Raw genomic sequence first — 18,915 nt, 5'->3', positions numbered from 1 at the left:
GTGCCTATTTCCAACTCTTCACCATGCCGTGTAAGGAGATTATTTTGTTAAACTCAAGTCAGAGAAAAATTAAAGAGATTCTATTAAAAATAGAAAACTATCAATCTTTGCTAAGAAAAAAATCAAACAAAAAAAATAATGGAGTCTATTATGGTACGATATCCATATGTGCCATTTTTTTTATTTTTTCCTTAATTTTAATAGGAATAGGTGCATATTCTAAAAATCAAAATATTATTTTAACTTCACTAATATTACTTTTAGTTTCTGAGATATTTTTATTAGTAAGCACATTGGTTGAAATTTATAACTCACGTAAAAGTCTATTCCTATTTTTTAAAAGCCCATCCTTCTTGTTATTACGCAATGCTGATATAAATGTTAGATCAAAGATTAAATTTTTACCCGAACTAATCAAATTTAATGAAGATGATCTTGAACTGTCAAAAAGGGAAATAATTTATGAAAAAGAACATTTTGATAGAAGAACCTCAATAATCACTGGTACCATCGATAAGATAGGGATTTTTCCAACAATTTTAGCTACCCTGGTACTTATTCTAAACCAACTAAGTAACATTAATGTCCAAAACTTTTTAAAATTGAATCCAAATTTTCAGTTTTATTTTTACGCCATCATATTTATAGTTACCTTTTTTCAAATAATTTCAATGTTTAATAATTTTACATCACTAAAACTTTCAAATATGGTCGATACACTTGACTATACGATCAATATTAAAAAAAGCAGTAAATCTTAACAGCATACTTATTAAAAGAATAAGGAAAGCAATCTTAGAATTAGATAAAGAACATTAAAATATACATAAAATACTAATTTTATGTATATAAACTAGATTAAACGGTTAATAGACTCATATTTATGCCCCCAAATAAAGCTAGCATTCCAATAATCCGCTGAAATGCCAGTCAAAATGGATGTTTTATTCGCTAAACAAGCATTACCACCAGTTTTCCAATTGAATCCCGAAGTTTGAACCATTATTGGAGGCAACAAAATTACTATCTGGCATCACTTGATCCCTTAATTTTCTTTCAGCATTGTTCCAATTTGCGTAGGTATAATAGACCCGAAGCTCTGGTCGATCATAATATTTGGTACCTTTGAATGCCCAAGTTGGTGCAAGTGTAAGCTTAGTTAAATTTCTCTTTTCTGTATCTTTGATCTGATCAAATCCAAGTTCTCCCGTAATTTTGAGTTTATCATTCAATACATAAGAGGTTCTTGAACCCAATGAAATCCATTCCATGTTCGGCAAATCCTTAAAATTATTTTTTTGATAGACTGCTTGCATTTGCCCATTGAAACGGTTCGACTCTGTCTGCCAATCAAACATTTCAAGTGCTCTAAATGTTGTATTATTTCGACTTAAATTGACATCACCTGTATAACTTAATCCTGTTCCAGGTCCTTCTCCATATTGCAAAGCAACCGTGTTCTTGCCGTTGAAACGATGCTTTTGAATATCCTGAACAATAAGCGACCATCCATTGTTTTGCTGATGATCAATATAAGAAGCTCCTAGCTGTAACTCATTGTCTGGGTTGATGTTTATCCCTTTTACAGTGAGATCATGCTTGGATGCCATCTCCTCTTGAAATAAATTGTCTTTTCGTGAGAAGGAATAACTGATTTTGTAATCATTCAGATCATAACTATCTATACCGAAACCTGTTGCGCTTTGGTTCCAGTAAAAGAAGTCCGTCATATGACTATCATTACGATTATAATATCTTCGTCCAGCCCAAAAATTTCCGCCATTGAGCACAGCAAGATTACGCCAATCCAGATAAATTTGATTCAATCGTGTGTAGCCATTGTCTCCACTAAACTTAAGTGCTTGTCCATATACATTATAAAACTGCACCATTCCATTGATACTGAGCTGTGAACCATCCTTAAAATTTGCGATAGGCTGCTTGGCAGAAAACTCCGCATATTGTTCACATTCGTTGCCCAAACGGTATTTGGTGGGAGCACCAGCTAATTTAAAACATTCTTGAATATTGCCGTTTTCACTAGTCCCTATTCCTGTACGAAAATAACCGTGTAATTCTACTGCATAAGCTGGATAGCTACTAAAAATACTGGTGATCCCAATCAATCCAATTAATTTTTTCATTAAAATTCCTTTTTAATCAATTTTTATGCTTCATCAATATCTCGATATTACAAATGCAATTTTCATTTCTAATATTCAATTTCTGATATCGAATTTCTAACAATGGAACGTTCCATGATAAATTGGAACGTTCCAAAAAATATAGATATACAAATTTAATCTGTCAATATTAATTTATAGAAGTATTTAAGCCTTGATCTTTAATTTTTTTAAACAAAAACAATAAATCACGATATTTATATCAGATCTATGCAGGGTGTTAAGTGCTTTATATTTAATTGGTCTTATGCTCAGACGGTTGTTTTTGACTGCCACAAGACTCACGTACAATTAGCTTTGGTTTCAGCAAAAACTTTAAAGGAGGTGCCTCTGGTTTTTTAATTCGAGTTAACAATAACTCACTTGCGATTTCACCGAGTTTTTCTGGTTGATGAGCAACGGTAGTCAATGGAGGACTACAATATTCTGATTCTGAAATTCCATCTCCACCCACGACAGCAATATCTCTACCAGCTTTTAAACCACGTCGATCCAATTCGCTTAAAACACCGATTGCGATCAAATCGTTGTAACAAATTACGGCTGAAGGTTTATGTTCTAAATCAAGTAATTGAGCAATACCTAATTTCCCACCTTCACGACTAATTGGACCATCAATGATCCATTGCTCATTACAAGCTAATCCATTTTTTTCCAAACAATCTTTAAACCCTTGCAAGCGCTCTAAACTGACTGAATAACCCGTATGGCGACCAATAAATCCGATTTCTTTATGTCCTAAATCGATTAAATGTTGAGTTAAAAGTTGGATACCAAGTCGATTATCTGCACCCACAAAATCACAGATCTCTCCTTCCAAAGAGCGCATTACCATAACAAAAGGCACCCCCCATTTTTTTAACATCGAGATTAATTCAGGCGAGGTATCGAAAGTAGGACAAATAATCAAACCCGCAATTTTATGTTCACGCATAGTGACAATAACTTGCTGTTGTAAAGCATGATCTTCGGCTGTATGTGCAAGCAAAGTGGTAAAGTTTGATTCTAAAAGTTTTCTCTCCGCACCAATCAATAACTCGACAAAAAAGGTATTGGTTAAATCATTGACGACTACACCAATAATATTACTTACCCCTTGACGCAAGTTAGCCGCACTACGATTGTAGATATAACCCAGTTGAGCAGCGACCTTTCGAACATTTTCAGCAGTTTCAGGTTTGACCAATTCACTATTATTCAAGACTAAAGAGACGGTTGATTTGGAAACACCCGAAACTTTCGCAATATCCATAATGGTGGCTTTACTTTTTGGTGCTTTGCTACTCAAGTGAGATACCTCATTAACCTGCGTCGAAGTGCTAGTAGCATACCATTTCTTTTTTACTTAATTTTCCCTTCTTTAAAAAATATATTGACATCGGCATGTAGTAATTCTATATTTTTGGAACGTTACAAAAATTAATTAGAACGTTCCTATAACAAACATAAACCACATAAGAAGGAACTTATGAGGACAAAAACAATGGAAATGGATTGAAACCAGCGACCACTAAATTTTTCCATTTGTTTTAAAGCAAGTGGTTTCTCTTCGATCACCGACAACACCAACGTCTATTGATCTTGAACAGAACCATTTAAAGCAATCTAAAAACTATTTGTGTAAAAGTGAAAAAACATGAACAAACTTATTAGTGCCGAACAAGCTGCAAAATTGATCATCGATGGCGACATTGTGACTGTCAGCTCATCAAGTGGTTTGGCTTGTCCAGATCATATTCTTTCTGCGATTGGAAAGCGCTATCAACACATTGCTCAGCCTAAAGACTTGACTTTGCTTCATCCTATTGCTGCTGGAGATTTGTATGGAATCAAAGGCATTGAGCATCTGGCGCAGACCGGGTTAATCAAAAAAGTCATTGCTGGCTCTTTTCCAAGTGGTCCATCCTCTTTACCCATGCCAGAGATATGGAAAATGATCGTCAATAACGAAATAGCCGCATATAACGTTCCCAGTGGCATCATGTTTGACTTGCATCGCGATGTCGCGGCAAAACGTCCAGGTGTTTTAACAAAAGTTGGTTTTAATACTTTTGTAGACCCAGATTTACAAGGTTGTGCGATGAATGCAAAAGCTGAAGCTCAACCCATTGTAGAAAAGGTAAATTTTGCAGGTGAAGATTGGTTGTTCTTTCCAAACATCATTCCTAACGTTGCCATTATTCGAGCAACCACCGCCGATGAAAAAGGCAACCTATCTTTTGAACATGAAGGCGGTTTACTTGGCGCGCTCGATCAAGCACTTGCTGTTCGTAACAATGGTGGGATTGTCATTGTCCAAGTGAAACGTATGGTTCGCGCAGGCTCCATAAAGCCGCATCATGTGCATATCCCTTGTAATTTAGTGGATTATATCGTGGTTGCTCCTGACCAAATGCAAACCACACAAATCAGCTATGACCCAGCAATCAGTGGTGAAATTCAACAGCCAGACTCAGTATTTGACATGACGCCTTGGGGAGCTGAAAAGGTCATTGCCCGTCGAGCTGCAATGCAAGTCGAAAAAGGTATGTCGGTGAATTTAGGTTTTGGAATCTCTGCCAATGTCCCTCGGATTCTATTGGAAGAAGGTTATCACGATGAGGTGACTTGGTTGATTGAACAAGGAGCTGTGGGCGGAATGCCTTTACTCGATTTTGCATTTGGTTGCGCTGTAAATGCCGATGCAATTATGCCATCGTCCGCACAATTTACTTATTTTCAAGGTGGTGGTTTTAACCTCTCTCTACTTTCTTTTTTACAAATTGATCGCGAAGGCAATGTGAATGTTTCGAAACTTCCTAGCAAGCCTTATCTAACAGCAGGTTGCGGTGGTTTTGTTGACATCACCACACATGCGAAGAATATTGTTTTTTCTGGCTTTTTCACTGCTGGCGCAAAATTAACAGTGGGTGATGGTGCTTTAAAGATTTATCAGGAAGGCAAATCACGTAAATTGGTCAACAAAGTTGATCATGTCACTTTCAGTGGTCATATGGCTCTACAGCGAGGACAAAACATCCTTTATATCACTGAACGTTGTGTCATGAAATTAACGACAGAAGGTTTACTGATTACAGAAATTGCCCCAGGTATAGATTTAGAAAAAGATGTTCTCTCGCAAGCAGAATTCCCCCTACTCGTCTCTGATGATTTAAAAATTATGAGACCCAGCTTATTTACAGATGCGGTTATGGGACTAGAGCTTAAGGAGTATACAGCATGAATAGATCATCTGGTTCAGTCAGCCTCCGTTTTGAAAATTCGATTGCTATCGTCCAATTAGAGCGACCTGAAAAATTGAATGCTCTCACGCCTGAAATGCTAGATCAGCTTGATGATATTGCAAAGTCTCTTGATCAACGAACAGATATTATAGCCGCCATTATTACGGCGACTGGTGATCGTGCCTTTTGTGTAGGTGCTGATATTCATGTCTGGGCAGAGCTAAAACCGCTGGATATGTGGCGTCATTGGACCAGAAAAGGACACCAAGTTTTCGATTTATGGGCTCGATTACGTTTTCCTGTGATTGCAGCGATCAATGGTCATGCTTTTGGTGGTGGATTAGAGCTATTAGCGACTGCGGATATTCGAGTCAGTGACCCAAATGCCACATTTGCTTTGCCAGAAACAGGCATCGCGACATGCCCAGGTTGGTCTGGAACACAACGTCTAGTTCGTTTAATCGGTGCAAGTTCGGTTAAATATCTCGCAATGACAGGAAGAAAAATGAATGCTGAACAAGCACTTAAACAAGGCTTAATTCAAGAGATTAGTCATTCAGGAGAGGTTTTAGCCTGTGCTCTACAGATCGCCGAAGAAATAGGACGAAAAGCCCCGATTTCCATACAACTAACAAAACAACTTATTGATGCAGGTGAAGGTCATCATTTGGCAGCAGTTTTGGAAGGAATGGCGGGAGCACTTGCCGCAACAACTGAAGATGCAAAAGAAGGTTTAGCAAGCTTTAGTGAACGCCGTTCCGCAGACTATAAAGGAAGATGAAATGAAATTCTTAAACTTAGAGCATCATGCACCTGTGATTAAACAACCTTATCAAAGTCGTATGTTGATTGATGGCGAACTGTGTATCTCACAACAAGGAAAAATAACTGAACGAAAAAGCCCTGCTCATGATGTCATTGTCGGCATTTATCCTGACGCTTGTCGCGAAGATGCTTTACGTGCCGTAGACGCCGCCCGTAAAGCATTTGATCAGGGTACATGGTCAAGTCGATCTGGCAGTGAACGCGCAGATCTATTGATACGAGTTGCTGAAGGCATTGCAAATCGTGTTGAAGAAATGGCATTGATTGAAAGTTTAGAAACAGGCAAACCTCTGACGCAAGCACGCAGTGAAGTTTCTGGTTGTGTGGATTTATGGAAATATGCAGCTGCACTGGCAAGAACCCTACATGGTGAAAGCTATAATAATTTAGGTAACTCAACGCTTGGCATAGTTGTACGTCAACCGATTGGTGTGGTTGCCATGATCACGCCATGGAATTTCCCCATTTGGATTCTCAGCCAAAAATTACCTTTTGCTTTAGCAGCAGGATGTACAGCTGTGATCAAACCAAGTGAACTCACCAATGGTACGACCTTAATCCTCGGTGAAATTTTACTTGAAGCAGGTTTACCTCAAGGGGTAGTAAATATTGTCACGGGCTTAGGTCCAACTGTTGGTGAACCACTGATTAACCATCCTGATATAGACATGGTTTCCTTCACTGGTTCTACACGTGTGGGACGTCATATTGCAGCAGAAGCTGGGCGTTCATTAAAGAAAGTCTCTCTTGAACTTGGGGGCAAAAATCCACAAATTATTTTCCCAGATTGTGATTGGGAAGCTGCTGTCGATGCTGTGGTATTTGGTGTCTATTTCAATGCAGGTGAATGTTGCAATAGTGGCAGTCGAATTTTAGTCCATGCAGACATTGCTGAACGTTTCACACAAGCAGTGATTGACCGTTCTAAGCAGGTACCTGTTGGTGACCCACTACACCCCGATGTAAAAGTTGGTGCAATTACCAGTGAAACTCAACTCAACATTATCGAAACAGCGATAAAAAATGCAAAAGCAGAGGGTGCCACGATACGTTTGGGCGGAGAACGTATTCCAACAACCGTAGGTATGTATTTCCAGCCAACGATTATTACAAATGTTGAATCGGGTATGTCCATCGCCCATGAAGAAGTGTTTGGTCCTGTATTATCGATACTCAACTTCAGCACAATCGAAGAGGCAATCACAATTGCCAATCAAACCAGTTACGGACTCTCTGCAGCAGTTTGGAGCAAAGATATTGATATTTGCTTACAAGCAGCAAAAGGTATTCATGCAGGAACCATCTGGATCAATAACTTTCTCGAAGGTTTTCCAGAACTTCCTTTTGGTGGATTTAAAGCATCAGGTATTGGTCGCGAATTAGGTCTCAATGCCGTAGAAGATTATACAGAACAGAAAACCATTCAATTACATATCGGAGAAAGAACTCATTGGTGGCTTACTCAGTCTTAGTGAAAAGTTTGTTTAAGTTAAAATTGGAACGTTCCAAAAAGGAAAAATAATGAAAAGGATTTCAGATATTAAATCGCGACCATTAGCACTCATTACAGGTGGACGTAGAGGAATTGGTGCCTCGGTGGTGATGCAATTGGCAAGTGAAGGTTTCGATATTGTGTTCACCTGTCGTCATGAAGACGCTAAAAGCACAGCCTTATGCGCTGAGGTTGAATCTGTTGGAGGAAAAGCGCTGGCAATTGCCAGCGAACTAGAAAACTTGGAAGCACAACAGCAACTGATCGATAAAGTCATCGCCTGGGGAGGAAAAATAGATTGTCTGGTCAATAACGCAGGCATTGGCTCACCGTGTCGTGGTGATTTACTGGCAATGCAACCAGAAGCATTTGATTTGGTGATCAATACAAATTTAAGAGGGACATTTTTCTTCACCCAACTCGTGGCCAAGCATATGCTCTCAGTCCCCTCTCAGCATCCTCGGAGCATTATCACAATTTCCAGTGTCAGTGCTGAAATGGCATCACCTGAGCGAGGTGAATATTGCTTATCCAAAGCTGCATTGGCAATGAGTACCAAACTTTTCGCATTGCGTTTAGCCGCAGCCAATATTGGTGTATTCGAAATTCGTCCTGGTGTTATACGAACTGATATGACCGCTGGTGTTGCCAACAAATACGAAGAACGCTTCAAAAATGGTCTTGTTCCAATGGCCCGCTGGGGAGAAACCGAAGATATCGCTGTTGCCGTCAGCAGTCTAGCCTCAGGCAAATTAAATTTTTCTACTGGCTCCGTCATCAATATTGATGGTGGTCTTTCAATTCCTACTTTCTGAGAAATACGATGAAATATGATTATATTATTGTAGGCGGTGGCTCAGCGGGATGTGTGTTAGCCAATCGTCTTAGTGAAGACCCATCTATAAACGTTCTGCTCTTGGAAGCAGGGGGTGAAGATAAACATCCGCTTTATAGTATGCCTGCTGGTTTTGCAAAAATGACCAAAGGTCGTGGGTCATGGGGCTGGAGTACAGTTCCTCAGAAGCACCTGAACAATAGAGTTTTACGTTTTACTCAAGGCAAAGTCATTGGTGGCGGTTCATCGGTCAATGCGCAAATATATACACGTGGCGCAGCGGCTGACTATGATGAATGGGCAACGGAATGTGGTGCAAAAGGTTGGTCTTATGCCGATGTTCTACCTTATTTTAAACGCGCAGAAAACAATGAACGTTTTGCCAATCGCTACCACGCTTATGGTGGACCTTTAGGGGTTTCCAATCCAGTAAGCCCTTTGCCTATTTGTGAAGCTTTCTTTCAAGCGGGTCAAGAGTTAGGTATTCCTTTTAATCCCGATTTTAACGGTGAAAAGCAAGAAGGTTTAGGTCATTACCAACTGACTCAGTTACATGCAAAACGATCGTCAACCTCAACAGCCTATCTTCGTCCTGTACAGCATCGGAGTAATTTAACCGTACTTTTAGATGCATTTACCCAACGCATCATACTGTCAGATAAAAGAGCCATAGCAGTAGAAGTGATTCATCCAGAAGCAGCTAAATCTGGTATGTATTATACGGAAAGGGAAATTATTATCAGTAGTGGCGCGATAGGCTCACCGAAATTATTGATGCAATCGGGTATTGGACCCGCCGATCACCTACGTGATGTAGGCATTGAGCTAAAACATCATTTGTCAGGGGTTGGTGCGAATTTCCAAGATCATTTAGACCTATTTGTAATCGCCGAATGTACAGGCAATCATACCTATGATGCCTATTCCTCACCATTTTTAGCAGCTTGGGCAGGTCTGCAATATCTACTACTCAAAAAGGGACCAGTTGCATCCAGCCTTTTTGAAACAGGTGGTTTTTGGTATGCCGACGAAACGGCACGCTCTCCCGATATTCAACTTCATTTAGGTTTGGGTTCTGGAATCGAATCTGGGGTCGAGCATATGACCAATCCGGGAGTGACGCTTAACTCTGCTCTCTTGAGACCTCGCTCTCGAGGCACTGTTAGGCTTGCGAATGCCAACCCATCTAGTGCACCTCTTATTGACCCTAATTATTGGGCAGATCCTTATGACAGAGAAATGTCAATGAAAGGACTACGTTTGGCACGAGAAATACTCAGTCAACCAGCACTCAAACGCTTTGTTCTAGAAGAAAAACTTCCTGGAAATTCTAAAGTCACAGATCAACAGTTGTTTGAATATGCCTGTGCAAATGCAAAAACAGATCATCACCCTGTTGGGACATGCCGAATCGGAAATGGGAATGATGCTGTGGTTTCAAGTGATCTGAAAGTCCATGGTATTGATGGTTTAAGAATCGTGGATGCATCTGTCATGCCACGGGTTCCAAGCTGTAACACCAATGCACCAACCATCATGATTGCTGAAAAAGCGGCTGATCTCATTTTAGGAAAAACATTGCACATCACGGATAAAGCTCATGAAAATACGATTGCCTTCACTGAATGAAAAAATGCTTGAACTGTATACATTGAAATATGCACAGTCCCCTTTTGCATCACCTGCCAAAGGGACCATGAATCGGATTGTCTACGCTGCTGCACATGTCGTCGTGCAACCGATGAAGTCTGGAAATCCTTGGAATGAGACGCTCTCAATCGATTGGGATAAAACATTGGCATTTCGTGAATATTTATGGCGTTTAGGCTTTAGAGTTGCGGAAGCTATGGATACCGCCCAACGTGGGATGGGGTTGAGCTGGGAAGAATCTGCTGAGCTGATTACTCGCAGTGCAGCACATGCAAAAACAATTCCTGGAGCAATGCTCAGCTGTGGCGTGGGTACAGATCAATTAAACTTTAATGCTGAAACCACCATAGATGATGTTCTTCAAGCATATAGAGCTCAATTTGAAGTTGTAAATCGGGCGGGTGTCAGTGCAATTTTAATGGCGAGTCGAGCTTTGTGTGCAACTGCAAAAAGTGCTACAGACTATCGCAAGGTATATTCAACATTACTACAAGAAGCCAAAGACAAAGTAATTTTACATTGGCTTGGTGAAGCTTTTGACCCAAGTCTACATGGCTATTGGGGCAGTACGGATATTCCCACAGCGATGGACACTGTTTTATCCATCATCGAAGCAAATATCAACAAAGTAGATGGCATCAAGATTTCCCTCTTGGAGGCAAAATGGGAAATTGAACTACGTCGTCGTTTACCTCAAGGTGTAAAGCTTTATACAGGAGATGATTTTAATTTTGGTGAATTAATCGCAGGAGATGGTGAGCGTTTTTCGCATGCCTTACTTGGAATTTTTGATCCAATCGCACCTGTTGCTGCTCATGCACTGGTCGCCTTAGCAAACGGTGATCTCCAACACTACCAAGAAATTATCCAGCCAACCGTACAACTTTCCAGAGAAATTTTCTGTGCGCCTACGCGCTATTACAAAGCAGGCATTGTGTTTTTGGCTTGGCTAAATGGTCACCAAGATCACTTCAGCATGTTAGGAGGAATGCAATCTGCACGAAGCATGTCCCATTACTGCACAATTTTTCGTTTAGCAGATCAAGCTGGAGCACTGATCAAGCCAGATTTAGCCATTCAGCGCATGAAACAATTTTTAGCGGTCTATGGTGGCATCGAAGCCGAATAGACATTTTTAAGAGGAGTAGAAACTCCTCCTTTTCCCTCAAAAATAGGAAAATACACATGGACGTAAATAACAATACCATGATCAATAGCCCAGTTAGCTATCCAAAGTCTGCCACGAGGATTGCATTTATATTAATCACCAGCCTGTTTTTCATGTGGGGATTATCACATGGCTTACTGGATGTTTTAAACAAACACTTTCAAGACTCATTGCATGTGACCAAAGCCCAGTCAGGGTTTGTTCAAGCTGCCTATTATGGCGCGTATTTTCTAATCGCACTTCCGATTGGCTTATTTATGGAACGTTTTGGATATAAAGCAGGTATCCAAGTTGGCTTAGGTCTATTTGCATTAGGTGCATTGCTGTTTATTCCTGCCACAAATGCTGCCGTATTCGGTATGTTCCTCTTCGCACTGTTTATACTGGCTTGTGGTTTGGGTTGCTTAGAAACTGCTGCAAATCTTTATGCTTCTATATTAGGCGAACCTGAACATGCGGAAAGACGTTTGAATTTCGCACAATCTTTTAACGGATTAGGGGTCTTTATTGGTCCCTTAATTGGTGGCGCTTTATTCTTCGCACCTTCAATTTCCTTAGGACAACTTTCACTTAATCCCGTCATGTTCACTTATGTTTGTTTAGCATTTGTGGTGGTCATTATGATGATCATTTTTGCAAAAACACCTCTTCCTGAAGTACAAGTAAGCAAACAACTCACTGACCAGCACAATCAAGCTCGCTCTATTTGGTCATTCCCGAATTTTACAGGTGCACTCGTTGCACAGTTTGCATGGATTGCAGCCCATGTCGGTATTTGTTCGTTCTTTATCAATTTTGCAATTGATCATTGGGCTGGGCTTAGTCCTCAAAAAGCGTCCTTTTTACTCTCAGTTGGCTTGATTGTATTTATGATTGGGCGCTTTGTAAGCACATTTTTCATGCGTTTTTTCGCTCCAGTCAGCATGTTGATTAGCTATGCGGTGATCAATGTCATTTTATGTGCAGTGGTTGTTTCAGGTTTGTCTGTTGTGTCTATTTATGCCCTGATTCTTTCCTTCTTCTTTTCCTCAATTATGTATCCCACTATCTTTGCAATGGGGGTAAAAAACTTAGGCTCACATACCAAAAAAGCCGGTTCATTTTTAGTCATGACCTTAGTTGGAGGAGCGATTTCCCCCTATTTCATGGGTTTAATTGCAGACCTAAAAAACATTCAATTGGCTTTTATCATTCCAACCTTTTGCTTTGCAGCGATCGGGGTATATGCATGGCTTCAAAACAAAGCGCAATGAGTTTCGACCGAACACTGGACAGTAAAATATGATTCAACAAATTGACAGCGCTTTACGTGAAGATGTTCGGCTTTTAGGGAATCTCTTAGGAGAAACCCTAAAAAATCATGAAGATCAAAACTTATTCAACTTGGTTGAGCAAATACGCACTTTATCTAAAGCGACTTTAGATGGTCAAACTGATGCTGAACAACAACTTGAATACCTTTTCTTAAACTTAAAAGATCAGGAAATTTTGCCACTAACGCGCGCTTTTTCGTATTTTTTAAACTTTGCTAATATTGCAGAACAATATCATGTTGTTCGGCAAAGGCGGCAAAGTGAACTCAATGAACAAGCGCAATCGCCAAACCCACTGGTACCATTATTTGAGAAGTTTAAACAACAACACATCACATCAACGCAATTATTCGAACAAATCTGTCAATTAAATATTGAATTGGTGTTAACGGCGCATCCGACAGAAGTCAGTCGCCGTACCTTGATTCAGAAATATGACAAAATCAATGATTGCCTATCAAAGTTGGATCAACAACAACTCACAGCTCGTGAACATCACGTGATCATGCAGGATCTCAGGCAGTTAATCTGTTCTGCTTGGGAAACTGACGAAATTCGCCAAAATCGACCTACCCCTATTGATGAAGCAAAATGGGGCTTCACCACCATTGAACAAACCTTATGGAATGCTGTACCCAAATTTATTCGTGAGTTAGACGATCTTGTTTTTAAGAATTGCGACCTACACCTACCATGCACTGTTTGTCCAATTCGCTTTGCCTCATGGATGGGGGGAGACAGAGATGGCAATCCAAATGTGAACCATCAGATCACTCAAGAAGTGCTTTGGTTATCTCGTTGGCAAGCCGCTAGTCTCTATCTTAAAGATCTTGAGGATCTTCGTTGGGAACTCTCCCTTCAAGCCTGTTCACAAGAATTGAAAGAAGCTCTCGGTGATGCTCATCCTGAACCATATCGAGAGTATTTACGTCATATACGTGAAAAACTAAAAACAACACTGCATTGGTTAAGCCTGAAATTACAAGGGATTGAATGTGATGATCAATTAAACGCTGTCATTCAAGATAAAAATGAATTACTTGCACCATTATTACTATGTCACCGCTCTCTCATGGCGTGTCATTTACCTGAGATTGCCAATGGTAAATTGCTAGATTTCATCTATCGCGTAAATTGTTTTGGTATTGAGCTACTCAAACTCGATATTCGCCAAGAATCTGGTCAGCATCGTCAAGCCATTTCGGCAGTCACAGAATATTTAGGCTTGGGAAATTTTGAATCATGGACAGAACAAGCGCGACAAAATTTCTTAATTCGAGAATTACAGAACAAACGTCCGTTGCTACCTAAATATTTACACAGTTCACCCGAGAGTCTAATCGAACATCCTGATGTTAAAGAAGTATTCGCGACCATGCAGATGCTTGCTAGGCAACCTACTGAAAGCTTAGGTGCATATATTATTTCAATGACAGCACATCCAAGTGATGTATTGGCGGTACTTCTTTTACAGAAAGAAGCTGGCATTTTACAACCATTACGGGTTGTTCCTCTATTTGAAACCCTCAAAGACTTAGAGGGTGCAGCAAATACAATGGAAACCCTATTTCAAATAGATTGGTATAAGCAACATATCCAAGCTAAGCATGAAGTGATGATCGGCTACTCAGATTCTGCCAAAGATGCAGGTTTTATGTCTGCAAATTGGGCTCAATATCGTGCCCAAGAACAACTGACCGAAATTGCCAAAACTCACGATATTCAACTCACCCTATTTCATGGGCGAGGAGGATCGATTAGCCGAGGCGGGGCACCTACTTTGCAAGCTTTATTTTCACAACCACCTGGTTCAATTTCTGGATCAATACGAGTAACCGAGCAAGGTGAAATGATTCGATTTAAATTTGGATTAGAGAGTATTGCTTTACAAAATCTTGAAATTTATACCGCAGCAGCTTTGGAAGCCACCCTACTGCCGCCACCGACTCCAAAACAGGAATGGCGAGATTTAATGCACCAAATGACAGATATCTCAGTAAACGCTTATCGTCGAACTGTGAGAGAAAATCCATATTTTGTGCAGTATCTAAGGTCGATTACGCCTGAACTCGAACTACAAATGCTTCCATTAGGTTCACGTCCAGCAAAACGCAAAACCAGTGGTGGCATTGAATCATTGCGTGCCATTCCGTGGGTATTTGCATGGACTCAAATTCGTCTAATGTTACCCGCATGGTTAGGTACAGGTGAAGCCCTCTATCAAATGTTAAAGGAGGGGAAGAAAACCTCAATCGATGAAATGCTGATTCAGTGGCCTTATTTCCAAACCTTGATTGATATGTTGGAAATGGTTCTTGCAAAAGCCGATCGTCATATTACGCTGTATTATGAATCTCATTTAACAGATGATAAAAATTTGAAAAAATTAGGTCATCAATTACGCCTTCAGTTAGAACAATCGATCGAAACACTCCTATTTATCAAGGGCGAAGCTAAATTACTGGGTAGCAATACTGTTCTTGACCAATCCATGCAAGTTCGTAACCCCTATCTACTGCCATTACACTTACTCCAAGCTGAATTAATGAAACGGCGACGTGATTACTTAGCCAATGATCATCAAGAAAATACTCCAGTCGATCAAGCTCTGATGGTGAGTATTGCGGGTATTGCTGCGGGATTAAGGAACACTGGATAAATATCGAACAATAAAATGCTTTAGATCAGTAATGCTTAAAAAGTCCGCCTATTCCTTCAAAAATTGGTTTTGAGAATATTTATGAAAGTTATCATTGCTCCAGATTCGTTTAAAGATAGTTTGTCTGCACAGAGTGTCGCCAAAAGCATAGCACTCGGATGGCAAACCATATTCCCAGAAGCAGAAATTCTGATTTGCCCGATGGCAGATGGTGGTGAAGGTTCAATTGAGGCGGTCCTTGATATTTGTAAAGGGGAATGGCGAGAACAATCTGTCCAAGGTCCTTTAGGAAATCCTGTTCTTGCCCGATGGGGTTGGTTAAAAACTGAAAAAATTGCCTTGATTGAAATGGCACAAGCAAGTGGGATTCAATACCTTGCACCTACTCAACGTGATGCGTGTATCACCAGTACCTTTGGAACAGGTGAACTGATTGTTGCTGCACTTGATGTTGGTGCTAAAGAAATTATTTTAACCTTGGGTGGCAGTGCTACAAATGATGCTGGCACAGGGCTTTTATCCGCTTTAGGTGCGCGACTTTTAGATAAAAACCACCATCCCATTGCAGCTGGTGGTCTAGCACTTCAACACTTAGCAAAAATTGATTTAACTGACTTCGATCCGCGTACAGCAAAAACAAAATTTGTTTTAGCAGCAGATGTTACTAATCCACTTTGCGGTGAAAATGGTGCATCTTATATTTTTGGACCACAAAAAGGAGCCACACCAGATCAAGTCTTGCAATTAGACCAAGCCCTTGCTCATTTTGCTGATCTTTCTGCGCTCTTATTAGGTCATGATAAACGCAATGAGCAAGGTTCGGGTGCAGCTGGAGGGCTTGGCTTTGCTGCTAAAGCTTATTTAAATGCCGAGTTCAGATCTGGTGTTGAAGTCATTGCAGAACTCAATCATCTTTCCAGTAAAATCCAAGGTGCAGATTGGGTTATTACAGGGGAAGGAAAATTTGATGGACAAACATTAAATGGCAAAACGCCATTCGGTATTGCCCAAATTGCACAAGCAGCAAACGTACCTGTCATCGTGATTGCAGGGGCTTTGGGTGAAAATTATCAAGCGCTTTATGACTATGGTGTAAGTGCAGCATTTTCTTTAACCTCAGGACCGATGAATTTAAATGAGGCATGTATCAATGCAGCAGATTTAATCTATGAAAGAACAATTGATATTGCCCGTTTGATTAAAATGAGTGACGTAAAAAAATAATACATCTCAAATGTTATTGATTAAGCCATCTGATGATTCTACAACTCTAAAATCATCAGAAATATTATATAAATTGTTTATTATATTTCAATCTGTATTCGCGTGGAGATATTTTTTTAATACTCTTAAAATGCCGATTAAATAACGCCAAAGAAGAATAACCCACATATTCTGCTATATTGGCTATTGCCATATTCCTCTCTAAAATTAACTCTGCTGCATGATTAATTCTTAAATTAATAATATATTCCATCGGTGATTTTTTTAAAATTTTCTTAAATGATCGATAGAAAGTTGCCGGACTCACAAAACACATCTCGGCTAAATCCTCAATTGATATTTTCTTATGATAATTTTTATCGATATAGTCCATTACTTCTATAAAATTTTGAATTTTCTTATTGTTCTCAGAGCTTATATTTAATTTATTAACATGTGTGATGATCATTTTCTCATCTTGAGAAAGCGTCAAAAGAATCTTTAATAACAATGGTGTCCGTTCAGACCAACCCAGTGCTGGAATGTTATGAAAATGATCAATCACTTTATGCTTAACATCGTCACTAAAGATCACAACATTATTTGACAAGATAAGTAAGTTATTCAGAGATCGCATTTCTGGAAAAATATTGATAACGTTTTGAATCCATTCAGTACTAACCCAGATCACGAGAGCAATATAGGGCTGATTGGGGTTAAATTTTCCAAAAGATTGCCAAGTATGAGAAATGTTTGGACCAATCATGACCAGATCGTTTTCATGGTAATTGCTAATATCGCTACCGATATATCGTTTACTATAGCTATTCACCGTCAATGTAAATTCAAACTCTGGATGGTGATGCCACTGAAAAGGTATTCCTTACTCCATTCTTCGATTTAAAAATGACCAGGATGAATATGGTTTTACTATAACTTTCTCATATTCAGATCTCATTATTATACTCCCTGACATATTGCAACAATAGTATCATTTATTGATAAATTAATATCTATTCAACATTAATTAAAAAAGCCATGCTGATTATTATCATTTTTATATACCACGGAAAGGTATCAAATGAAAAATCAAATGCTATTCAATAATCAAGAGCTCCGACAGAATTCACAAAATAATTATTCATTAAATATAATGGTTTTTGCTTTGTTTTTTCTATTCGGCAGTATTACCAGCCTGAACGACGTTTTAATTCCCAAACTCAAAGAAGTTTTTCAACTGAGCTACATGGAAGCTATGCTCGTTCAATCCGCTTTTTTCTTTGCTTACTTTGTTGCTTCTATTCCTGCAAGTCGATTGATTTATAAATTTGGATATGTTCGTTCTGCCATTATTGGACTTTTTGTTATGGCAATCGGATGTCTAGCCTTCATTCCTGCAACCAAGATTCATATGTTTGCAGCCTTTTTATCTGCCCTGTTTATTCTTGCAGTAGGGGTGACCATTATTCAAGTGGTGACCAATCCCCTGCTCACTCAGTTGGGTAAAGCAGAAACAGTTTCAAGCCGCCTTACACTTGGACACGCTTTCAACTCATTGGGGACGACTATTGCACCTTACTTTGGTGCGATTATCATCTTAGGAAGCATTGCGACTGTCGATACCTCGCAATTGAGCAGTATCGAAATGACTGCATATCTGCAACAGGAGTCTTCTGTCATCAGTCATGCCTATACTGGTATTGCCATCGTCATCGCTATCTTTTGTATTTTACTGGCGCGCTTTCGAAATGATGGTCCTAAAAACCTAAGCTCGTCAGCTCATATAAGTTTAAGCGCCTCACTCAGCTTACTAAAGTCCCCCAGATTTGCTTTAGGTTTTATTTGTCTTTTCTTATATGTCGGTGCTGAAGTCACCATCGGCAGTGTTCTGGTGAACTACTTATCTCAAGCCGAGATTATGAATATCTCTGCTGAACATGCTGGCAAACTTGTTGCATTTTACTGGGGTGGTGCAATGATCGCTCGCTTCCTGTGTTCAGCACTGATGAAAATTATTACACCTGCCAAACTACTGGCATTGTTTTCCATCGCAGTTATGGCGCTTTTGTTCACCAGTAGTACTTTACGAGGAAATATTGCAGGAATTGCGATCCTCGCTGTCGGTTTCTTTAACTCCATCATGTTTCCGACCATTTTCTCACTTGCCTCGAAACACTTAAAAGAAAGAGCAGCTGAAGGCTCTGGCATCTTATGTTGTGGCATTGTAGGTGGTGCAATTGTTCCTCCTCTAACAGGTTTGGTTGCAGATATCAGCTCATTGAGTACCAGTCTTTATGTACCGATCATTTGTTACCTCGGTATTTGGGTATTCAGCATATTTTGTTCTCAGCAAGGAGACTAAA

14 protein-coding genes are annotated in these 18,915 nt (G+C 39.7%); 11 read left to right on the top strand and 3 right to left on the bottom strand.

The features are described from left to right. Positions 1-44 precede the first annotated feature (44 nt). Positions 45-761 carry a hypothetical protein gene (locus tag I9192_RS01255; protein ID WP_010590840.1) on the top strand — a complete coding sequence of 239 codons (717 nt, stop codon included), beginning with the start codon at positions 45-47 and terminating at the stop codon, positions 759-761. Positions 762-962: 201 nt separating this feature from the next. Here I9192_RS01255 and I9192_RS01250 read toward each other — a convergent pair whose 3' ends face one another. Together I9192_RS01250 and I9192_RS01245 are read right to left on the bottom strand one after the other, a co-directional pair. Next, on the bottom strand, positions 963-2,144 hold the full coding sequence (locus tag I9192_RS01250; RefSeq protein ID WP_005034451.1) for a maltoporin: 1,182 nt from the start codon (positions 2,142-2,144) through the stop codon (positions 963-965). 274 nt (positions 2,145-2,418) lie between these two features. Further along, the gene (locus tag I9192_RS01245; RefSeq protein WP_004825556.1) at positions 2,419-3,471 is read right to left on the bottom strand and encodes a LacI family DNA-binding transcriptional regulator; all 1,053 of its coding nucleotides are present in this window, start codon (positions 3,469-3,471) and stop codon (positions 2,419-2,421) included. A 348-nt stretch (positions 3,472-3,819) separates the two neighbouring features. Here I9192_RS01245 and I9192_RS01240 point away from each other — a divergent pair, with 348 nt between their 5' ends. From I9192_RS01240 to I9192_RS01200, 9 genes are all read left to right on the top strand, one after another. Further along, positions 3,820-5,406, top strand: a complete 1,587-nt coding sequence (locus tag I9192_RS01240) for an acyl CoA:acetate/3-ketoacid CoA transferase (protein WP_005034453.1) — start codon at positions 3,820-3,822, stop codon at positions 5,404-5,406. Next, entirely contained in the window at positions 5,403-6,188 is a 786-nt protein-coding gene (locus tag I9192_RS01235; RefSeq protein WP_005034455.1) for an enoyl-CoA hydratase/isomerase family protein, read from the top strand. The genes I9192_RS01240 and I9192_RS01235 overlap by 4 nt, the downstream gene beginning before the upstream one ends. Position 6,189: 1 nt before the next feature. Continuing rightward, the gene (locus tag I9192_RS01230) at positions 6,190-7,704 is read left to right on the top strand and encodes an aldehyde dehydrogenase family protein (RefSeq protein WP_200150068.1); all 1,515 of its coding nucleotides are present in this window, start codon (positions 6,190-6,192) and stop codon (positions 7,702-7,704) included. A gap of 49 nt (positions 7,705-7,753) precedes the next feature. Continuing rightward, the gene (locus tag I9192_RS01225) at positions 7,754-8,539 is read left to right on the top strand and encodes a 3-ketoacyl-ACP reductase (protein ID WP_004825564.1); all 786 of its coding nucleotides are present in this window, start codon (positions 7,754-7,756) and stop codon (positions 8,537-8,539) included. An 8-nt stretch (positions 8,540-8,547) separates the two neighbouring features. After that, a complete protein-coding gene (locus I9192_RS01220) occupies positions 8,548-10,188 on the top strand; it encodes a GMC family oxidoreductase (RefSeq protein WP_200150067.1) in 1,641 nt (546 codons plus the stop codon). After that, on the top strand, positions 10,160-11,338 hold the full coding sequence (locus I9192_RS01215; RefSeq protein WP_200150066.1) for a dihydrodipicolinate synthase family protein: 1,179 nt from the start codon (positions 10,160-10,162) through the stop codon (positions 11,336-11,338). The genes I9192_RS01220 and I9192_RS01215 overlap by 29 nt, the downstream gene beginning before the upstream one ends. Before the next feature lie 56 nt (positions 11,339-11,394). Then, the gene (locus I9192_RS01210; RefSeq protein WP_005034465.1) at positions 11,395-12,630 is read left to right on the top strand and encodes a sugar MFS transporter; all 1,236 of its coding nucleotides are present in this window, start codon (positions 11,395-11,397) and stop codon (positions 12,628-12,630) included. A gap of 28 nt (positions 12,631-12,658) precedes the next feature. Further along, positions 12,659-15,349 (top strand): phosphoenolpyruvate carboxylase, encoded by a 2,691-nt coding sequence (gene ppc, locus I9192_RS01205; protein WP_100884351.1) that lies wholly within the window; start codon positions 12,659-12,661, stop codon positions 15,347-15,349. 81 nt (positions 15,350-15,430) lie between these two features. Continuing rightward, entirely contained in the window at positions 15,431-16,573 is a 1,143-nt protein-coding gene (locus tag I9192_RS01200; protein ID WP_009583972.1) for a glycerate kinase, read from the top strand. A gap of 64 nt (positions 16,574-16,637) precedes the next feature. On the opposite strand, the gene I9192_RS01195 is transcribed toward I9192_RS01200, so the two are convergent. Further along, positions 16,638-17,318: an AraC family transcriptional regulator gene (locus I9192_RS01195; protein WP_227567151.1), complete on the bottom strand. Its 681-nt coding sequence runs from the start codon at positions 17,316-17,318 to the stop codon at positions 16,638-16,640. Between the two features lie 399 nt (positions 17,319-17,717). On the opposite strand from I9192_RS01195, the gene I9192_RS01190 reads away from it, so the two are divergent. Then, positions 17,718-18,914, top strand: a complete 1,197-nt coding sequence (locus I9192_RS01190) for a sugar MFS transporter (RefSeq protein WP_252509374.1) — start codon at positions 17,718-17,720, stop codon at positions 18,912-18,914. Position 18,915: the final 1 nt, after the last annotated feature.

The sequence above is a fragment of the Acinetobacter bereziniae genome (assembly GCF_016576965.1).
Lineage (GTDB): Bacteria > Pseudomonadota > Gammaproteobacteria > Pseudomonadales > Moraxellaceae > Acinetobacter > Acinetobacter bereziniae.
The sequence above is the reverse complement of the archived record's forward strand: the minus strand, read 5'-3'. Positions and strand labels throughout refer to the sequence as shown.

Coding starts and splice junctions, on each gene's coding strand:
- I9192_RS01220 (WP_200150067.1), top strand. CDS start 8,548: ATGAAATATGATTATATTATTGTAGGCGGTGGCTCAGCGGGATGTGTG.
- I9192_RS01215 (WP_200150066.1), top strand. CDS start 10,160: ATGAAAATACGATTGCCTTCACTGAATGAAAAAATGCTTGAACTGTAT.
- ppc (WP_100884351.1), top strand. CDS start 12,659: ATGATTCAACAAATTGACAGCGCTTTACGTGAAGATGTTCGGCTTTTA.
- I9192_RS01195 (WP_227567151.1), bottom strand. CDS start 17,318: ATGATTGGTCCAAACATTTCTCATACTTGGCAATCTTTTGGAAAATTT.
- I9192_RS01200 (WP_009583972.1), top strand. CDS start 15,431: ATGAAAGTTATCATTGCTCCAGATTCGTTTAAAGATAGTTTGTCTGCA.
- I9192_RS01225 (WP_004825564.1), top strand. CDS start 7,754: ATGAAAAGGATTTCAGATATTAAATCGCGACCATTAGCACTCATTACA.
- I9192_RS01235 (WP_005034455.1), top strand. CDS start 5,403: ATGAATAGATCATCTGGTTCAGTCAGCCTCCGTTTTGAAAATTCGATT.
- I9192_RS01210 (WP_005034465.1), top strand. CDS start 11,395: ATGGACGTAAATAACAATACCATGATCAATAGCCCAGTTAGCTATCCA.
- I9192_RS01240 (WP_005034453.1), top strand. CDS start 3,820: ATGAACAAACTTATTAGTGCCGAACAAGCTGCAAAATTGATCATCGAT.
- I9192_RS01250 (WP_005034451.1), bottom strand. CDS start 2,144: ATGAAAAAATTAATTGGATTGATTGGGATCACCAGTATTTTTAGTAGC.
- I9192_RS01230 (WP_200150068.1), top strand. CDS start 6,190: ATGAAATTCTTAAACTTAGAGCATCATGCACCTGTGATTAAACAACCT.